Below are 14,347 nucleotides of genomic sequence, written 5' to 3'. Positions count from 1 at the left end.
GAGGTTTCATAATGGCAGACATTAAATTTGAAATCAAAGAGACAGTAGGCATTTTGTATGAATCAACCAAGGGATGGAAGAAAGAGTTGAACTTTATGTCTTGGAACGACAAAGAAGACAAGTACGACATTCGGGAGTGGGCACCAGAACACGAAAAGATGGGCAAGGGAATCACGTTAAGTAGGGACGAGTTGATTAAGCTTAGAGAACTCCTTAATGGTATAAGCTTTTAATGGAAAATAACACGAACCGTAACTTGTATTCTACCGTCACACTGTTGCGATCGGCTATGAAATATTACATTTATAGATTATACGCTTATGTCGGCAATCGACAGAAAGATTTTGCAAGTACGGTCAAAAGTAGATTCCCGTTTGGGCTTATCCTATCCATGGGAATATGCGGGCGCATGAGGGTGATACCGTGTTTGGGCTAATCTTCTTATTCACCATCGGTTTGATTATGTTTACGGCATGGTCGAAGAAAATGAAGGTACGTCTCCATCTTCAAACTCCAACAGCTATGTCGAGGACACTCTTGTTTGTGTTGGAGCACCCGCTTATAACCCTGCTTGGCATTTTCGAATTAAGCTTAATCAGTAACACGGAAACAGCACATGGCTTTGCACAATTTTTGTACTTTGTTGCACTGCTCCCAACCACAGCCGTGTTTGGATTCGCTCTCTTGTGGTGGTGGAGAAAACGAGGTCTTGCTATGGAGAACAACGCACGTGTAGAGAATGATCAGGCATATCGGGAACAGATGAAGCAAGCCGATTTGGATGAAATTGATGTCATGGACGGATGGACATTTGAGCGGCGTATGGAAATTCACTTTGAGACGATGGGCTGGACTGTGCTCAGAACCCCCGGCTCAGGTGACTTCGGAGCTGATTTGGTTTTAACAACACCAGACAAGAGGAAAGTAGTAATTCAGTGTAAACGATACAGTGGCCCAGTTGGTAAGGAAGCAGTTGACGAAGTTTTGAGAGGCAAACGACATTATCACGCAGATTTGGCAATGGTGATTACGAATAGTTACCTCACCAAAGGTGCACTCAAATTGGCGAGGGAAAACGGTGTGGATGTTTGGGAGCGTGATGAACTTATTAAGCAGGTACTAGATGCGATAGCGGAAGAGAGTTTTCATAGTCAGGAAAACCAAACAAAAAGCGAATGGTTTCAAAGAAATGGTTCTGAATCGATTCCAGAATGCTTTCGGATTCTGTTTTTTGACCATGCTCATGTTACTGAAGAAGAAGTTTTGCGTAGGTATCGGAAACTCTCTACCGTGGCACACCCGGATGCAGGTGGTGGAAATGAGGCTTTTACACGTCTACAAAAGGCTAAAGATGAGTGTCTCGAATATCTAAAGGCAAATGTAGTGTAATCAGTTGCTAGTGAGTCGAGCGTTGGCGACAAAAGTGCCTTGCACAAATAAAAACACGGTATGTGTGGTATAGCCACCATCACAGTTGCAGTGTCGGACCATGAACCCGCAACCACTCTTTGCGTTCATCATAATCGGGCATAACCGAGGAAACGACTGTCCAGAAGTCAGACGAATGGTCAGCGTGGATCATGTGTCCGAGTTCGTGAACAACAACATAATCCACAATCCGCATCGGTGCCATTAGTATCCGCCAGTTAATATTGATGGTGCCATTTTTTGTGCAGCTGCCCCAACGTGCCTGTTGGTCCTTGACAACGACCTTAGACGGTTCTAATCCAAGACGTGGTGCAAACAGCTTCATTCTTTGTTGCACCTTGGCAGTCCCGTGTTCAATGTACCAGACACGGAATGCCTGTCGAAGATGTTCTTCACGCCATGACGGAAGAGAGGATTTCGGGACAGTGGCCGTGAACCGACCGTTTTGGAACGTAAGCTTGGTTTCTGAGGCATCGTCGACCGTTAGGACTTTTAATCGATACTGTCTCCCTAGGTAAGGGAACTTTTCACCGCTGATGAACTCGCGGTGCGTCAATTGTGGTTTGATTTCTTCGAACTCAGCAAGTCGTCGCAAAATCCACGGTGCTTTGCCCCGTAGCACTGTGTCTATTCGCTCATGAGTGATGTTTTCTGGTGCAACAACGGATACGCCAGTATGCCACTCAACGGCGATAGTAACGTCTTTTTTGGATGGACTGTGGCTGAGATGATAATCAATGGATGTTGTGCCGTATTGGAACGTCGGCATCTCTGGTAGCCCCTTTTCGGTGAAGTGCATTCCCATTGTATCAAGTACCTAATTCATAGGGAATCTTTTGGGCCCGACGAAGTTTTACTAGTTCGCGTATCGTTTAAACACTCAAGAAGGATATTATAGTTTTACATAGAAATAAAATTTACCAATTTATTACCGTGTGACTACTTTAAAGGAGATACCTAATGAATGCTCCATCGTTTAAGTTCCCGTCTAACTTCCCACCAGACTGTCCACCACCGGATGCGCATTTATCCGATGGACTTGTTGTATTTAGGGCCGTGGCAAATGATCCGCCGAAGCGCAAAGATTTCTTTCCTCTCAGAGCTGGATTCGTTACACCTACGTGTGATGATTTTGGTACATCTGTGAATACTGATATTAATGATCTGGTGGAAAAACGAAAACAGATTCCGGGTTTGAGGAAACGTTATCCATTCATCGCTAAAGGACGTATTTCAATTTGTTCTGGATTAATTAAAGAAGCTCCAACAAATAATGATGAAAGTCATGTAAATTGGTGGATAAAGGAGAACTTCGATCCATCGTCATTTTTCAATGCTGAATAGGTGGTTTAGACCATGGCTGTTGTATCTACTCCAATTGGGAAACTCCTAATAACAGATGTGTTAGCCTCATATGATGGGCCACGTTTGTTTGTGTGTGTCAGCCAGAGTTCTCAGACTTATTTAGCATTATGGGTAGGAGATGACGAGGACTCGGAACGATGGTTATACGTTCCAATAAGCCAAACTCGCCTTGATGCAGTCAGAGCGGGAAGAATTGCATTGAGACAGGTGTTTGTGGAGCCCGAGGACGGGTGGCTCTGGGAGTTCTCGTTTGCGTTTGGAGGAGACGTTTCCCACAACAGTATGATTTCAGGGCATGATTTGTCCGAAGATGATTTACCATCTGAGGATGCGTACTTGAATCTCACACGCGAGTCGATGTCTGAATATGAAGCCACCTTATGTAAAGAGTCCCTAGATAGAAAAAGGGAAATTATAGATTGGCGATTACACACGGGCTACCAGTCAGAAATTGACATGGGAAGTTTGGGCTTGCTATTGACGCGGGGACAATCCTTGTTAAGTTCACTATATAGTTTGGGGGAATCTGTCCGCGAGAGTCACATGGCTGTCCTCGCTACGCCCGCAGGATCATTTCGGGTGCAGTTAGCTTCTATCCACCCACCTGATCTTTTTAGTAATGAGCCGTCCGTGACTCAAGCTATCGTACAATTCATGCGACTCATTGACGCTGGTGACGACCATGGAAAACTATCTCAGGTTCTTAGCGATATAGATGCGAGGTCGGCGGCACACTACGTAGCTTTTCTTAAGGTTCTTAGAGCGGGAGGCACAAGTATGGATGTAAATTGGGCCTCTCCGGGAAAAACCATTCGCAAAACGCAGATTAGCGTCCAAAGGGTGAATTCAACGATTGTCGCTTTAACAGGACGCACAAGAACTCAAAAGGAACAAATAAATGTAGTGGGACAGCTGGTTGCCATCGATATAGAGAATCCCCGCAGACGAAAGTTCACCCTCATAGGAGAAGATGGTGTGAAATACAACGGGCGAATGTCGGCGGAACTATCCGTAACGTTTGAGAAAGAAGGACCTTATGTTAAAGCCACAATTGAACGTTGGTGGGATGTGAACCCGACTACAGGTCAGGAAAAAGTTCACTACGAATTGGTAAGTGTTGTGGAGGTGTAAGTGGGAAGGGCACACTGAACCACTTACTGCTCGTAGTATCCTAGGAACAGAAAAGCCGTAGCGTGTGCGACCACGGTACGGATGATGCAAAAGTGGCACCCACGAGGGGATGCGGCTTGTTAATCGAATCCGGGGTAATTGGGTCGTCGGCTTACACGCTGACGGCTCAATCCAATCCTTCCTTGTTTTAAGCATGGTCGTTATACTGCAATGACGCCCCCTTACCACCACTTCCGACGAATTAATCCCCCATGTTTTCATTTTAGAATAATCACCGTTTTTCTCCCCAAAATCATTCGACGTTTTTTTCGACGATTGGTCTATACTTCAGAACGCTTAACCAAGGTTCATCCGCGCACGGATGGCATGGTCAAAAAATCGCAAACTTTGAGGTGAAAATGATGGCTAAATACTGTCCAACATTTAGCTGCGGGCACGAAGCAGAGGTTGTTTTGTTTGGTCGGGAAAAAGACCGGGATCGCAAACTTCGGTGGTATCGGGAAAATGGCTTGTGCCCAGAGTGCTATAGGGTAAAGCAAACTGCTGAAGTGGCACTTAAGTCAGAAGGATTGCCGCCACTTACCGGCACAGATAAGCAGGTGCAGTGGGCAGCAAAGATTCGTGTTGATGTTATCAGCTATGTCAGAAATAAAGTAAGTAGCGCAAATAACACAGAAGAGCAGAAGGATGGTGTTACGCAAATCTTTCTGGAACTATGCCAATCAAGGACTGAGGCAAAGTGGTGGATAGACAATCGGGATGAATATAACACGATGAAACTACTTTGGCCCGAAGTTATTAGAATCGCCAAAGAAAGACAGTTGACCTAACTTGGATTGAGGGGGCAGAAAATGGACGAGAACCGCTTTAACCAATACGCAATGTCATTGCTTTTTACCCTCGAACCGAGCGCAGTTATGCGCGAACTGCGCTCGGTTCGAGGGCGTATCACAACAGGCGATGGCTACTAGTATTGGAGTTGGTCTTAGCTCATACGCGAACTGGGAGGTTGGTCGAGTGGCACCGACTTCTAAGAGTTTGGTCAGTGCGATAAGGTTCGCACACTCCGTAAGCTGTGAACACGGAGAAGAAAAATCAGCGGAGGTAGATAGATATGAAAAACAAGATTGAGGTTGGAAATCTTCAAGGAAAAGAGACTTTGCGTGAAATCATCCAGCTAATGGAGATAGGAGAGTGGTTTACATATGAGGGAGAAGCGTTCGATGCAAACCTCATGACACTGGAGGAATTGGCAACATTGCTACACATTCTAAGTAATGGTGGCATTGATGTTGAATTTGTACCTTGGACTCTGTCCATGTCAGTAAATCAAGAGAAGGGTGGAAACTGAAATGAATTGGACAGTAAAGGGAAATAATTGTTCGGACTTTTCGATTCACGGTGACAGGTTGGTTCAAGCGATTGAAAATCACTTCGTGCAAATTGCGAAGGTGTGTAGATTGGGAAATGCGGCGGGGTATCGATTGGAACAGGTAACAGCCAATTATCGTGCAGGCATCTTGGGTGCGAAAGGTGGAGTCGAATTAAGAATCGTCCACAAGGGGCTAGCACTGGCACATCGCCCCGCTGATCCGCAGTCGAAAACGTCTACCGTGTGGATTTACGCGAATCAAGATGATTTGCCAAGTCCTTACATCTTTGAGATTGCGTAAACTCACCGACCCACAAAAAAGGAGTCTCGACATGAACGCAGTAGAACTCAAACCTGTCAACGCATGGCCCGTTACAAGATATGGAGCACCTCCGGGCAAGTATCGCGACGAGAACGGAGACGGTTTGAGCGGTTGGTTTGTTCGTGAGTACAAAACAGTAAAGCACATGCTGGCTTTGTCGAATGGCGATGTGTGCAGCCGTTATCGGTTCCCGACCGTCCGTGTTCCTTTTCAATCACCGATGCACCGTTGGGAAAACCTCTGGCATGTTGGCGGATCGAATACAGTTGCCGAGGATGGTAGCAATGTAAACACGCATGAGAGCCTGTTCAACGATGTAGCAGCCGGATTAAAACCGATGGGCTTTTTCAGCGGCCCACGTGAAGAGATAGAGCGATATGCACGGCGCGCCATCGAGTTAGGATTGCCGCGTTCAATCAATGCCTATCCTTGGTGTGAAGGCTATGCGGAGTTGGGTGTATGCCAACATGGGCGTATTGGCGAACTATTCGACATAGAAGCTGTCATCACCTCGTACAGACTTTTAGGCAACACTTTATGGTGCAACTTTGATTTTTTGAGAGACGATGAGGATAAGCTGCGCGAACTAGCAGAGCATCAGCTTTTTGAACCAAAATGCAATCAAAAATTGAACTAGGATTGGCATAATCCAAGTTTGACAAATGCCGGATACTGGATGAGTGTGAATACGGGCGACATTAGAACTGCCGAGCGAGGTTAGAAATATACAAAAACTGGAGATGGGAGACGTGCGAGGAACAGTAAATCACTACGATTTTGGTGACTACCGCTTTAATATGGAATTTGATTCAGGAGCAGGGCCAGAAACTCAACATGTGGTGTGGGTGTACGACCGTACAGGTGAACCAGTCCGTGATGATAGGGGGTATCAGGTTCGACGTTATTTTAAAGAGTTCAACCAGCGGCATGTAAGGAACTTTTGCATGAAATTTGCGTCGGATGCTGCGTATCGAAGCACGTATCTTACCAAGGAGGCAGCATTACAAAATGACGAATGAAGAGTGGATGGCTCTGATCAAAGAGAAAAGAGAGCGCATCATTGCAGTGTGCAAAAAGGTTTGGTACGGTGCACCAATTGATGGTTCGTCCGTTGTGGTCATTCTTGATGACGATGGTCATGTGGGACACTATGTTAGCACTGGTAATGATCGTACAGTTGATGAAACAGAGGGTACGTCTATCCGAATCGCCGTCTTCCCGTACTATGACCATTACTACGAGGAAGAGTACAACGAAGATGAAATTGAGAAAATTGAACGCGAGTATTGTGATGACATGATAGCCGAAGCCTTAAATGAGTTCGAGTGGACGATGTCATGACTGTGATAGCTGGAGGAGGACCGAACATTGCGTCGTGAGGAATTCAACCATCCAACAAGCCGCCGACATTCCACAAGTATCACATACGTTGTCAAACGAGTCTAAGAAGGCGAGATACCGTATGACATGGTTGGCTCCGATCACCAGATACATTTGTCTGACTTGCTTGAATGCAAGAAGAAAGAGATGATCGATGACGGGAAGCATTGAAGGAATTGTGCCGCCTTTCCGAAGAGGCAGGACTTTATGATCTGAACGAGTTTCCGAAAGAAGAAGACTAGTTCAAGGCGGTAGGAACAGTGGCACCCACACGGGAGCAACACCTGAAACTGGAGGTTCAGCCGTCAGTTGATAAAGCTGGCGGCCGGAAAGACGGTCGCAGGCAAAAAGGTGCTGCAAGCCGCATGGGGAAACAAGGAGCCCAGTTTTTTGCCGGACTCCTTGCTGAATATGCTGTGGCTCGAACGTTCTTCTTTCACACGGATAACACTGTTCCACACTCAACCTACGACGGTTGCCACTTATTCGTAATCATGCCAATCAACATATCGGTTCATATATGAAATAAAGCCGTGAATTCGATTAAGGCTTCTGTCACGAGATTTGTCAGCCTCCAGTACGTAGTAAGTATGCTCCTCAGCATATGGCCTTTTGCCAGTGGTAGGTGAGGGAGAATCCACGCGGTACATATCTCGAATGTGACAGTTTACAAGCGTAGAATAAATGTCATCTCGCAATCTGTTAAAGAGAACATGGGCATGTGGGTCTAACAAATCAACGTCAATCGGAAAGGTCTTTGAGAAGAAGTTGTTTATCTTAGTTAAATCATCATTATCGAGCGTTCCGCCTCGATGGTTCGTAAGCGTTATAGCAAGCTCCTTAAGTTCGGGAATTAGTCTGCGGTAAAGCTGTGTGTCTCGGACTCTAAAACGCTCCGTCGATTCCTCATTTCTTTCCAATCGAAGGGCTTTGAACATATTCAGCAACTGTATCCGAGCTATTTGTTCAAGACTATCTGGGTCAGTGAACGTAAATATCCATTCTGCGTTCTGTCCATCCCAATGTTTGAGTTGAGACAGGAAAGACTTTTGATCGTCGTCCATGCCGTTTTCAGGGTACGCGAATACTTTCATGGGAAGTCCTAAAACCTTCGCCGTGTCAAATTCATCATGAGTTGCAGATTTACCGTTTTGATTCTTGGCACCGTATTCCTTTCCGAGTAACAGTATGAATCCTACACTACGTGCTACACCTGACGTACACGCTTCTCTTGGGGTCCCCGGCGTTATTTGAACTTTTGGGTCATCCATTGCCTCTACATACACGTTGAATTCGGAACCTTTTTCATAAATGATGTCTTTGATAATTTGTCGTTCTTTTTCCATTCCAATGAACTTTGAACTAATGAAAATTCCGCCCATTTTGTCACCTCTGCGCAAGGAAATGAATTTGATATAAAGTCAGAATATCATCTCTATGGATACTAGAACCTCGAAACGTTTTGCGGATGATATTTTACTACTTTCAGCCGTCTGAATCTCTGGTCTTTCGTGCCGAAAATTCTTTGTACAGCCCCATCGGAGAATACGCTGGTTCCTAGACGCTTCCTCACGCTTGAACAAATTTTTGCGAACATAATGTTTGCGTTATTACGCCACCCGCATATAATATCAAAAGAGAACATACGTTCGCTTTATGGGGGTCAAGATATTGGATCGACCAACCGCTCTAATTCGTCGTCTCTTGATAGTGGAAGCGTTAAAGGATTCGATGAGCCATGAACTTGCACAGGTCAGGGAGCAAATGCGAAGCGAAGGCCTGAAAATCATAGATCGACAGGACAATGAGCACGACATCTGGGTTCAGTACAGTTGCGGCAATCAACATGACGAAGCAATTTTCATGAAAAAAATGCTGGACGCAGAAAGTCGCAACCGCGCGAAGCGCACAGGAATGATCACATGACGAAGCTGATATACGGTCTTTGCGACATGCAATCGTTCTACGCATCGTGTGAGGTTGCGTCGAGGGAAGAGTACGCCGCACGGCGCAAAGAGTTTGACGATTCGACCGATCCGGCCCTCGTTGTGTCTGGCGACCCTGCGCGACGCAGCGGAATCATTCTGGCTGCCACACCGACCGCTAAAAAGTTTGGAGTTTCCAATGCTATGCGTCTCGGAGAAGCCCTGCAATTGAACCCCCGGCTCATCGTGGTCAGGCCGCACATGGAATTCTATCTTCAAGTGAGTGTGCGAATCCAAGAAGTGATGAAGCAAGTGTTTCCTTTGCAGGAGCAGTTTAGCGTTGATGAGGGTTTTTTCGCATTTCCGCATCCTTCTGAGCTGTTTCCCGATCCGATGGCTGCAGCCCGGAAGTTGCAACAGAAAATCTGGGACCAGTTTCGCATCCGAAGTCGGATAGGCATGGGACCGAACAAGTGGATAGCGAAGATGAGTAACGCCAAGGCGAAGAAAACGCCGGGTGGCATCGTATGGTGGCGTGAAGAAGATGTACCAAGCCTGCTACATCCGTTGCCTGTCGAGGATATGTGGGGCTTGAAGAAGCGTGCTGAAACGCTCAGAACCGAGTTCAAGGCACAGACCATCGGCGATGTAGCTCGAATTCCTGTCGGACGGCTGAAAGCGCGTTTTGGAGTGTGGGGCGAGGTCATAAGTCGTTGGAGTCACGGTGAAGACATTAGCGAGATCAATCCGAACAGCTATTCTGTTGCCCACAAGGGCTTTTCCCACCGTACAACACTGCCACGTGACTTTTACGAACGTAGTGAAGTAGCAGTAGTCATCCTCGAACTGCTTGATGAGGTCTGCTATCGCCTTAGACGCGCACAGCAGAGCGGCAGGCGTATTGGGTTAGGCTTGACATACGAACGACTAACGGGTGGGTTCTGGAAGGCCAAGACGCTAACAACACATGCTGACTGCCCAGAACAACTTTACCCGGAGTTATTGAGTTTGCTCGATAAGCACTGGGACGGATATACAGGTGTTCGTGCGGTTAGCGTTGGAGTAGATATGTTGCAGTTTTCTAGTGATGCAACGCAATTATCCCTGTTCGATGATGTCCCAAAGCGAGATGAGTTGTACCGGGCCGTGGATCGCATTCACGAGAGGTTCGGAGAAACCTCGTTGATGAGAGCCGTGAGTTTGACGAAGGCGGGGCAGTTGCGCGATCGAAGCAGCAAGATCGGAGGTCACTACGCATGAACATCAATGAGGGGAACATTTTTGAGGCGATGCGGTTGGTTTTGCCGGAGCATCGTGGGGTCATGTCAGACTGGAATCGACAACGCAGTGCGAGTAAGCCGACTGCGCTGACCGAAGATGAGATGGAACAGATTCAATACGTTCTGTCGGAGGCGGTTGAAAACCGTGCCAAAGTCCGTGTGACTCTGTTCGGGGATTATGGTGACATGGTTTTGGAAGGTGTTCCGGTTTACGATGGGCGGCTGAGAATTGTAACCGATGGTGGCATTCAGTCGGTGGATGTGGATAGGTTGATAAAAGCAGAAATGGTTTAGTTCGCGGGGGAAGGGATGCAAGTTAGATACTCGACTCCCACATTTGATGCTGAACTTCCTTTTCTTGAAGTTCGAAGAGGATTCACCTAGAAAGTTGTAGAAACACTTTCCAATCGAATTTTGTTGGGAGTTGTCGCATCTATGAATCTTACTGTGCCTCATAGCTTGTATTGGGAGCTTGGAGCCGTAATAGTCCTTGCAATTATCACCAAAACGATTGCTCCTACGAAGTCCAAAAACAAACGAAAATCCTCGAGTTCCCGAAAGTCGAATAATCGAAAGGGACAAGCGAACAACCGAACATCATCCACAAAACGTCCAGATGCGGAAATTCTTCGTAGCTCGATTGACAAGCTCACGTGGGCTGAATTCGAACGTTTGTTGGCATTGTATTTCCGTGACCATGGATATGATGTTGAGGAGCCGGGAATCGGTGGTAATGACGGTGGTGTTGACTTGGTTATAACGGACAAGCGAACAAAAGAGCGTACTGCTGTTCAGGCAAAGCATTGGGCTGATCGTCGTCATGTCGGCCCTAACGTCATTCGTGAGTTGCATTCGGCACGTTTGAACACCAAGCCTACTTGTTTGTATGGGATGTTGGTCACATCTTCGGATATTTCCCCTCAAGCTAGAAAAGAAGCTCAGGACAGACGTATTGAGTATTGGCACGGGGCTGCTCTTCAATACAGGCTGGAGAAATGGGAGAAGTGGCAAGGAAAGCAAGGCCGTCGAAGGCGTGCAGGTTCCAAGTGAAACTGGGAGATGTGTTATTTCAAGATAAGGCTCTACCACGAAAGAACAAACCACCACTGGAACATCCTGTGGTGGTTTTGTTTTACGCATGATCCTCAACCGTGGTTTACAGCCGCCTGCAAAGCATTGATTGGATTTCCTATCTGCTGTATCTCATAAACCTTAGTTCCGACTTGCCATGCAACGGTGGTGTTTGTGTGGATAGTCGGAGAAGACGAATTGTACGATTGGGTAACAGTGATTACCCCTTTTCCCTGCGGTGCGGGCAGCATATGGGTGTGTAAATACGAAACCATTTGTTGCGCGGTTTGTATCGCCGTTTGAGATGATAAATTGGTCAGAATTGTCCAGTGTCCTTCCGTCCACTTCAAACTTAACGTACCTGTAGCCCCGGCTTGTTGCGCACTAATTCCGTTGCCTAAGTTGACATTCGGGCCAGATGGATAGAACTGACCAAAGCCTTGCTGAATCGCGTCGATAGCAGCCGTTGCTTGACTCACACTGGCATACGAATGGATAGCGACACCAGATGGTGTGGTTGGCGAAATGTTGTTTGAAGTGTTCGGGACGTTCGATGTAGCGTTTGATGCACTTGGTGAAGCACTGTTGCTGGTCGTGTTATTTGCTACGGCTGCTGATGGAGTTCCTCCATGACTTGCAGTCGTTGTCGTCATGGTACGATGAGTGAGAAAATAGTGACCTCCGAAGAACACCGCGCAAGCAAGAACTGCCACTGTACCAATGCCAGCTAACACGCCAGAGAAGCGGTGCGATGACCTATATTTTGTGGACATACGTGTTGTCACGACCTTTCTTTCGATGTTGTTCCACATCTCCGCTTTCAGTTCATAGGGCAAAGTGTCTTCATCTTCGATGGACTGCCTCAAAATTTCATCCACGTTCCGCCTCATCCTTATGAACCCCCTTTCGCGTTGACGTGAAACTGTCGTTCGCTTCGACAAAATCTAACTTTGCAGCTAACGCTTTTTTAGCACGATGGAGGCTAACTCTAATGGCAACTGCACTTTTGCCAAGACTTTCAGCAACCTCTTGTACGCTGAACCCTTTAAGAGAATGCAGATACAATACTTGTTGATAATTCAGTGGCAGTGATTTCAGTGCATCCAACACCTCTAAGGAACTTTCTAGTCCTGATGGGCCTCCCCGAGGTAGAAACTGCATATTGTGTATCTCGATTTGACGCTTTCGCATCAGATCGTACAAGTAGTTCCGCGCTATTCGGTACAACCACGCTCTAGCCAGTCCATCACTCCTGAGTTGGTCAAGAGACTTGTAGGCACGGATAAATGTTTCCTGCACTACATCTTTTGGGTCAATGTCCGTTGGAGCTAGACATCGGATATATCGGTACAACTCATCTGCGTGCCGTTCAAATAGCAATCTGGTTCTCTCATGCCTATCCGTTGCCACGGACATTCACTTCCCCTGCCTTTCGCCCCGTATGACGAGTGGAAGATGCCAATTGTTACACAGGGCGGTAGGGTCATTTTGGCCCCGCATAATGGATGGTTTGGAATATATATCTATAAAAGCTTATTACATCGCCGTATTTGCCTCTAATTTTGCTCAGAATCGTTTTTTTCAACGAAATATTATAAATAGCCAGCAGGGCATTTCCAACGCGAAAGAAAGCGGATACATTGCGGAAGTCAAAACGACTTCTGCAATACAAGGGCTTGCATCGAGATTAGGAGTGTTCGTCGCACATACGATGTGAGTTTCGTCTTCATTGCGCAAATCGAACTGCGAATTTCCAGTTCGCTAATTTTCGCACTCTCATGACATCGTTCTCGGTCACAAGACACCCGTTTTTGAGCGAATTTTGGTCACAAAAAGCACATTCTAGGTCATAGAAACACGATTCCCTGTCACAAATGAAGCAGTCTTGGTCACAGAAAAATGGAAATGGAAATTGCTAAAAAGCTTGTTGCAATAGGATATATATATAATATTTATGGTAATTTATATTAATATATATACGGTTTGTGACACCTAGTTGCGATATGTGTATATGATCACGTGCGAGATTTTTGTTTCTTTCTCTCTCACGTGCCCTATATAGTCATTGATCTCTACATGTAAAGACACACCCCTCCGGCGGTCATGTCACAAAGGTCGGTTTTTCGTTGGTTTTTTCCAGCAAAAATGCTGAGGAATGGTTGAACTGCAATAAACCATCAATTCTAATTTCCATTTCTTTGTGACCAATAAACCTGCATTTGTGACCATAAAAGCCCGTTCGGAAGCTCAAAATCACCTCTTTTGTGACCTCGAATCCTCTAAAACGACCTCGTTTGTGACATCTTTTAACTCGACTCAAAGCGAACGTAGAGTCAAAATGACTCAAAATGTGGTAATCCGTCTTTACAATGGACTGCACTAAAAGCCACGAGTGTCGATCCACGCAAAAAATTTAATTTCGGCGGAACCATTGACACTATATGCAAAAAGCCAAAGAATTCCGTGCAGCAAGCCTTAGCAGATGTGATTACTCGCAACATGAACTGGATTGAAGAGCAGCGGAAGATTCGGAACACCATTACCCATGATCGCGCAAACGACGTGTTGAACAATTTCGAACACGTTCGCGGAACGACACTCAACGCAACCGTGTTAAATCGAACAGCGGATATGATGACTTTACAAATGTTTCGTCAGCTTACTGATTTCATAAAAGATGTGGTACAAGCGATATACGCCGATAAGGCTGATGCAGTAGTGTAGAACCCAGACTGACATCTCTTTGTCTGATAGGTGCGAGGGTCAACTGAATAGACGGGAGGGGATCGTATTGAGTATTGGCACGGGGCTACGCTACAACATCGGTTGGAGCAGTGGGATAAGTGGAAAGGAAAGCAAGGCCGTCGAAGGAGTACAGGTGCCAAGTAATGGGATGTGTAATTTCACGTTCCCGCCGGACAGAATGCAGATCAGTGTGCCATGTATAACGAGCAGGTTAGAAATGCAGTTCAGAGCATTCGCGCCTGCTAGTAAGAGCCGCTACGAGGGGAATGGTCGTGAAAGCTCACTACTTCGCACTAGACGGTGCAATTGACCATGTGTTTTATCTACT

Annotated in this window: 19 protein-coding genes; 15 read left to right on the top strand and 4 right to left on the bottom strand. The window is 46.3% G+C overall.

Features of this window, described 5'->3' with window-relative positions; all coding sequences use genetic code 11:
- Nucleotides 1-11: 11 nt before the first annotated feature.
- Together AN477_RS13910 and AN477_RS13905 are read left to right on the top strand one after the other, a co-directional pair.
- Nucleotides 12-233 (top strand): YdbC family protein, encoded by a 222-nt coding sequence (locus AN477_RS13910; protein ID WP_054969774.1) that lies wholly within the window; start codon nt 12-14, stop codon nt 231-233.
- A gap of 481 nt (nt 234-714) precedes the next feature.
- Nucleotides 715-1,389: a restriction endonuclease gene (locus AN477_RS13905; RefSeq protein WP_169787899.1), complete on the top strand. Its 675-nt coding sequence runs from the start codon at nt 715-717 to the stop codon at nt 1,387-1,389.
- 79 nt (nt 1,390-1,468) lie between these two features.
- Here AN477_RS13905 and AN477_RS13900 read toward each other — a convergent pair whose 3' ends face one another.
- Entirely contained in the window at nt 1,469-2,197 is a 729-nt protein-coding gene (locus AN477_RS13900) for a M48 family metallopeptidase (protein ID WP_054969772.1), read from the bottom strand.
- Nucleotides 2,198-2,388: 191 nt separating this feature from the next.
- Here AN477_RS13900 and AN477_RS13895 point away from each other — a divergent pair, with 191 nt between their 5' ends.
- The 8 genes from AN477_RS13895 (at nt 2,389) to AN477_RS13860 (ending at nt 6,959) form a co-directional block, all read left to right on the top strand.
- The gene (locus AN477_RS13895) at nt 2,389-2,772 is read left to right on the top strand and encodes a hypothetical protein (protein WP_054969771.1); all 384 of its coding nucleotides are present in this window, start codon (nt 2,389-2,391) and stop codon (nt 2,770-2,772) included.
- A 12-nt stretch (nt 2,773-2,784) separates the two neighbouring features.
- The gene (locus AN477_RS13890; RefSeq protein ID WP_054969770.1) at nt 2,785-3,924 is read left to right on the top strand and encodes a DUF6575 domain-containing protein; all 1,140 of its coding nucleotides are present in this window, start codon (nt 2,785-2,787) and stop codon (nt 3,922-3,924) included.
- Between the two features lie 401 nt (nt 3,925-4,325).
- On the top strand, nt 4,326-4,754 hold the full coding sequence (locus AN477_RS13885; RefSeq protein ID WP_054969769.1) for a hypothetical protein: 429 nt from the start codon (nt 4,326-4,328) through the stop codon (nt 4,752-4,754).
- 284 nt (nt 4,755-5,038) lie between these two features.
- Complete coding sequence (locus AN477_RS13880) at nt 5,039-5,275, top strand: hypothetical protein (protein WP_054969768.1); 237 nt, start codon at nt 5,039-5,041, stop codon at nt 5,273-5,275.
- Nucleotide 5,276: 1 nt separating this feature from the next.
- Nucleotides 5,277-5,597, top strand: coding sequence for a hypothetical protein (locus AN477_RS13875; RefSeq protein ID WP_054969767.1), 321 nt, complete (start codon nt 5,277-5,279; stop codon nt 5,595-5,597).
- Between the two features lie 31 nt (nt 5,598-5,628).
- Nucleotides 5,629-6,255 (top strand): hypothetical protein, encoded by a 627-nt coding sequence (locus AN477_RS13870; protein WP_054969766.1) that lies wholly within the window; start codon nt 5,629-5,631, stop codon nt 6,253-6,255.
- Between the two features lie 112 nt (nt 6,256-6,367).
- Nucleotides 6,368-6,637 (top strand): hypothetical protein, encoded by a 270-nt coding sequence (locus tag AN477_RS13865; RefSeq protein ID WP_054969765.1) that lies wholly within the window; start codon nt 6,368-6,370, stop codon nt 6,635-6,637.
- On the top strand, nt 6,627-6,959 hold the full coding sequence (locus AN477_RS13860) for a hypothetical protein (RefSeq protein ID WP_054969764.1): 333 nt from the start codon (nt 6,627-6,629) through the stop codon (nt 6,957-6,959). The genes AN477_RS13865 and AN477_RS13860 overlap by 11 nt, the downstream gene beginning before the upstream one ends.
- Before the next feature lie 521 nt (nt 6,960-7,480).
- Here AN477_RS13860 and AN477_RS13850 read toward each other — a convergent pair.
- The gene (locus tag AN477_RS13850; protein ID WP_054969762.1) at nt 7,481-8,380 is read right to left on the bottom strand and encodes a DUF4062 domain-containing protein; all 900 of its coding nucleotides are present in this window, start codon (nt 8,378-8,380) and stop codon (nt 7,481-7,483) included.
- 289 nt (nt 8,381-8,669) lie between these two features.
- Between AN477_RS13850 and AN477_RS13845 the strand changes: the two genes are divergently transcribed.
- The 4 genes from AN477_RS13845 to AN477_RS13830 all read left to right on the top strand — a co-directional run bounded on the left by AN477_RS13845 (nt 8,670) and on the right by AN477_RS13830 (nt 11,253).
- Entirely contained in the window at nt 8,670-8,924 is a 255-nt protein-coding gene (locus tag AN477_RS13845; protein ID WP_054969761.1) for a YhjD family protein, read from the top strand.
- The gene (locus tag AN477_RS13840) at nt 8,921-10,183 is read left to right on the top strand and encodes a DNA polymerase IV (RefSeq protein ID WP_054969760.1); all 1,263 of its coding nucleotides are present in this window, start codon (nt 8,921-8,923) and stop codon (nt 10,181-10,183) included. Before AN477_RS13845 ends, AN477_RS13840 begins: the two co-directional genes overlap by 4 nt.
- Complete coding sequence (locus tag AN477_RS13835; RefSeq protein ID WP_054969759.1) at nt 10,180-10,497, top strand: YolD-like family protein; 318 nt, start codon at nt 10,180-10,182, stop codon at nt 10,495-10,497. Before AN477_RS13840 ends, AN477_RS13835 begins: the two co-directional genes overlap by 4 nt.
- Before the next feature lie 141 nt (nt 10,498-10,638).
- A complete protein-coding gene (locus AN477_RS13830; RefSeq protein ID WP_054969758.1) occupies nt 10,639-11,253 on the top strand; it encodes a restriction endonuclease in 615 nt (204 codons plus the stop codon).
- 95 nt (nt 11,254-11,348) lie between these two features.
- On the opposite strand, the gene AN477_RS13825 is transcribed toward AN477_RS13830, so the two are convergent.
- Together AN477_RS13825 and AN477_RS13820 are read right to left on the bottom strand one after the other, a co-directional pair.
- Nucleotides 11,349-12,164: a hypothetical protein gene (locus AN477_RS13825; RefSeq protein ID WP_054969757.1), complete on the bottom strand. Its 816-nt coding sequence runs from the start codon at nt 12,162-12,164 to the stop codon at nt 11,349-11,351.
- Complete coding sequence (locus AN477_RS13820) at nt 12,145-12,690, bottom strand: RNA polymerase sigma factor (protein ID WP_054969756.1); 546 nt, start codon at nt 12,688-12,690, stop codon at nt 12,145-12,147. Before AN477_RS13820 ends, AN477_RS13825 begins: the two co-directional genes overlap by 20 nt.
- Before the next feature lie 1,083 nt (nt 12,691-13,773).
- Between AN477_RS13820 and AN477_RS13810 the strand changes: the two genes are divergently transcribed.
- On the top strand, nt 13,774-13,998 hold the full coding sequence (locus AN477_RS13810) for a hypothetical protein (protein WP_054969754.1): 225 nt from the start codon (nt 13,774-13,776) through the stop codon (nt 13,996-13,998).
- Nucleotides 13,999-14,347: the final 349 nt, after the last annotated feature.

Source organism: Paenalicyclobacillus ferrooxydans, from assembly GCF_001399675.1.
Lineage (GTDB): Bacteria > Bacillota > Bacilli > Alicyclobacillales > Alicyclobacillaceae > Alicyclobacillus_B > Alicyclobacillus_B ferrooxydans.
This window is presented reverse-complemented; position numbering and strand designations above follow the sequence as displayed.

What these genes read in the sequence shown, in the direction of transcription:
- AN477_RS13905 (WP_169787899.1), top strand. Translation starts at nt 715, where the DNA reads ATGGAGAACAACGCACGTGTAGAGAATGATCAGGCATATCGGGAACAG.
- AN477_RS13895 (WP_054969771.1), top strand. Translation starts at nt 2,389, where the DNA reads ATGAATGCTCCATCGTTTAAGTTCCCGTCTAACTTCCCACCAGACTGT.
- AN477_RS13810 (WP_054969754.1), top strand. Translation starts at nt 13,774, where the DNA reads ATGAACTGGATTGAAGAGCAGCGGAAGATTCGGAACACCATTACCCAT.
- AN477_RS13860 (WP_054969764.1), top strand. Translation starts at nt 6,627, where the DNA reads ATGACGAATGAAGAGTGGATGGCTCTGATCAAAGAGAAAAGAGAGCGC.
- AN477_RS13825 (WP_054969757.1), bottom strand. Translation starts at nt 12,164, where the DNA reads ATGAGGCGGAACGTGGATGAAATTTTGAGGCAGTCCATCGAAGATGAA.
- AN477_RS13875 (WP_054969767.1), top strand. Translation starts at nt 5,277, where the DNA reads ATGAATTGGACAGTAAAGGGAAATAATTGTTCGGACTTTTCGATTCAC.
- AN477_RS13900 (WP_054969772.1), bottom strand. Translation starts at nt 2,197, where the DNA reads ATGCCGACGTTCCAATACGGCACAACATCCATTGATTATCATCTCAGC.
- AN477_RS13885 (WP_054969769.1), top strand. Translation starts at nt 4,326, where the DNA reads ATGGCTAAATACTGTCCAACATTTAGCTGCGGGCACGAAGCAGAGGTT.
- AN477_RS13850 (WP_054969762.1), bottom strand. Translation starts at nt 8,380, where the DNA reads ATGGGCGGAATTTTCATTAGTTCAAAGTTCATTGGAATGGAAAAAGAA.
- AN477_RS13870 (WP_054969766.1), top strand. Translation starts at nt 5,629, where the DNA reads ATGAACGCAGTAGAACTCAAACCTGTCAACGCATGGCCCGTTACAAGA.
- AN477_RS13890 (WP_054969770.1), top strand. Translation starts at nt 2,785, where the DNA reads ATGGCTGTTGTATCTACTCCAATTGGGAAACTCCTAATAACAGATGTG.
- AN477_RS13830 (WP_054969758.1), top strand. Translation starts at nt 10,639, where the DNA reads ATGAATCTTACTGTGCCTCATAGCTTGTATTGGGAGCTTGGAGCCGTA.
- AN477_RS13820 (WP_054969756.1), bottom strand. Translation starts at nt 12,690, where the DNA reads ATGTCCGTGGCAACGGATAGGCATGAGAGAACCAGATTGCTATTTGAA.
- AN477_RS13910 (WP_054969774.1), top strand. Translation starts at nt 12, where the DNA reads ATGGCAGACATTAAATTTGAAATCAAAGAGACAGTAGGCATTTTGTAT.
- AN477_RS13880 (WP_054969768.1), top strand. Translation starts at nt 5,039, where the DNA reads ATGAAAAACAAGATTGAGGTTGGAAATCTTCAAGGAAAAGAGACTTTG.
- AN477_RS13840 (WP_054969760.1), top strand. Translation starts at nt 8,921, where the DNA reads ATGACGAAGCTGATATACGGTCTTTGCGACATGCAATCGTTCTACGCA.
- AN477_RS13835 (WP_054969759.1), top strand. Translation starts at nt 10,180, where the DNA reads ATGAACATCAATGAGGGGAACATTTTTGAGGCGATGCGGTTGGTTTTG.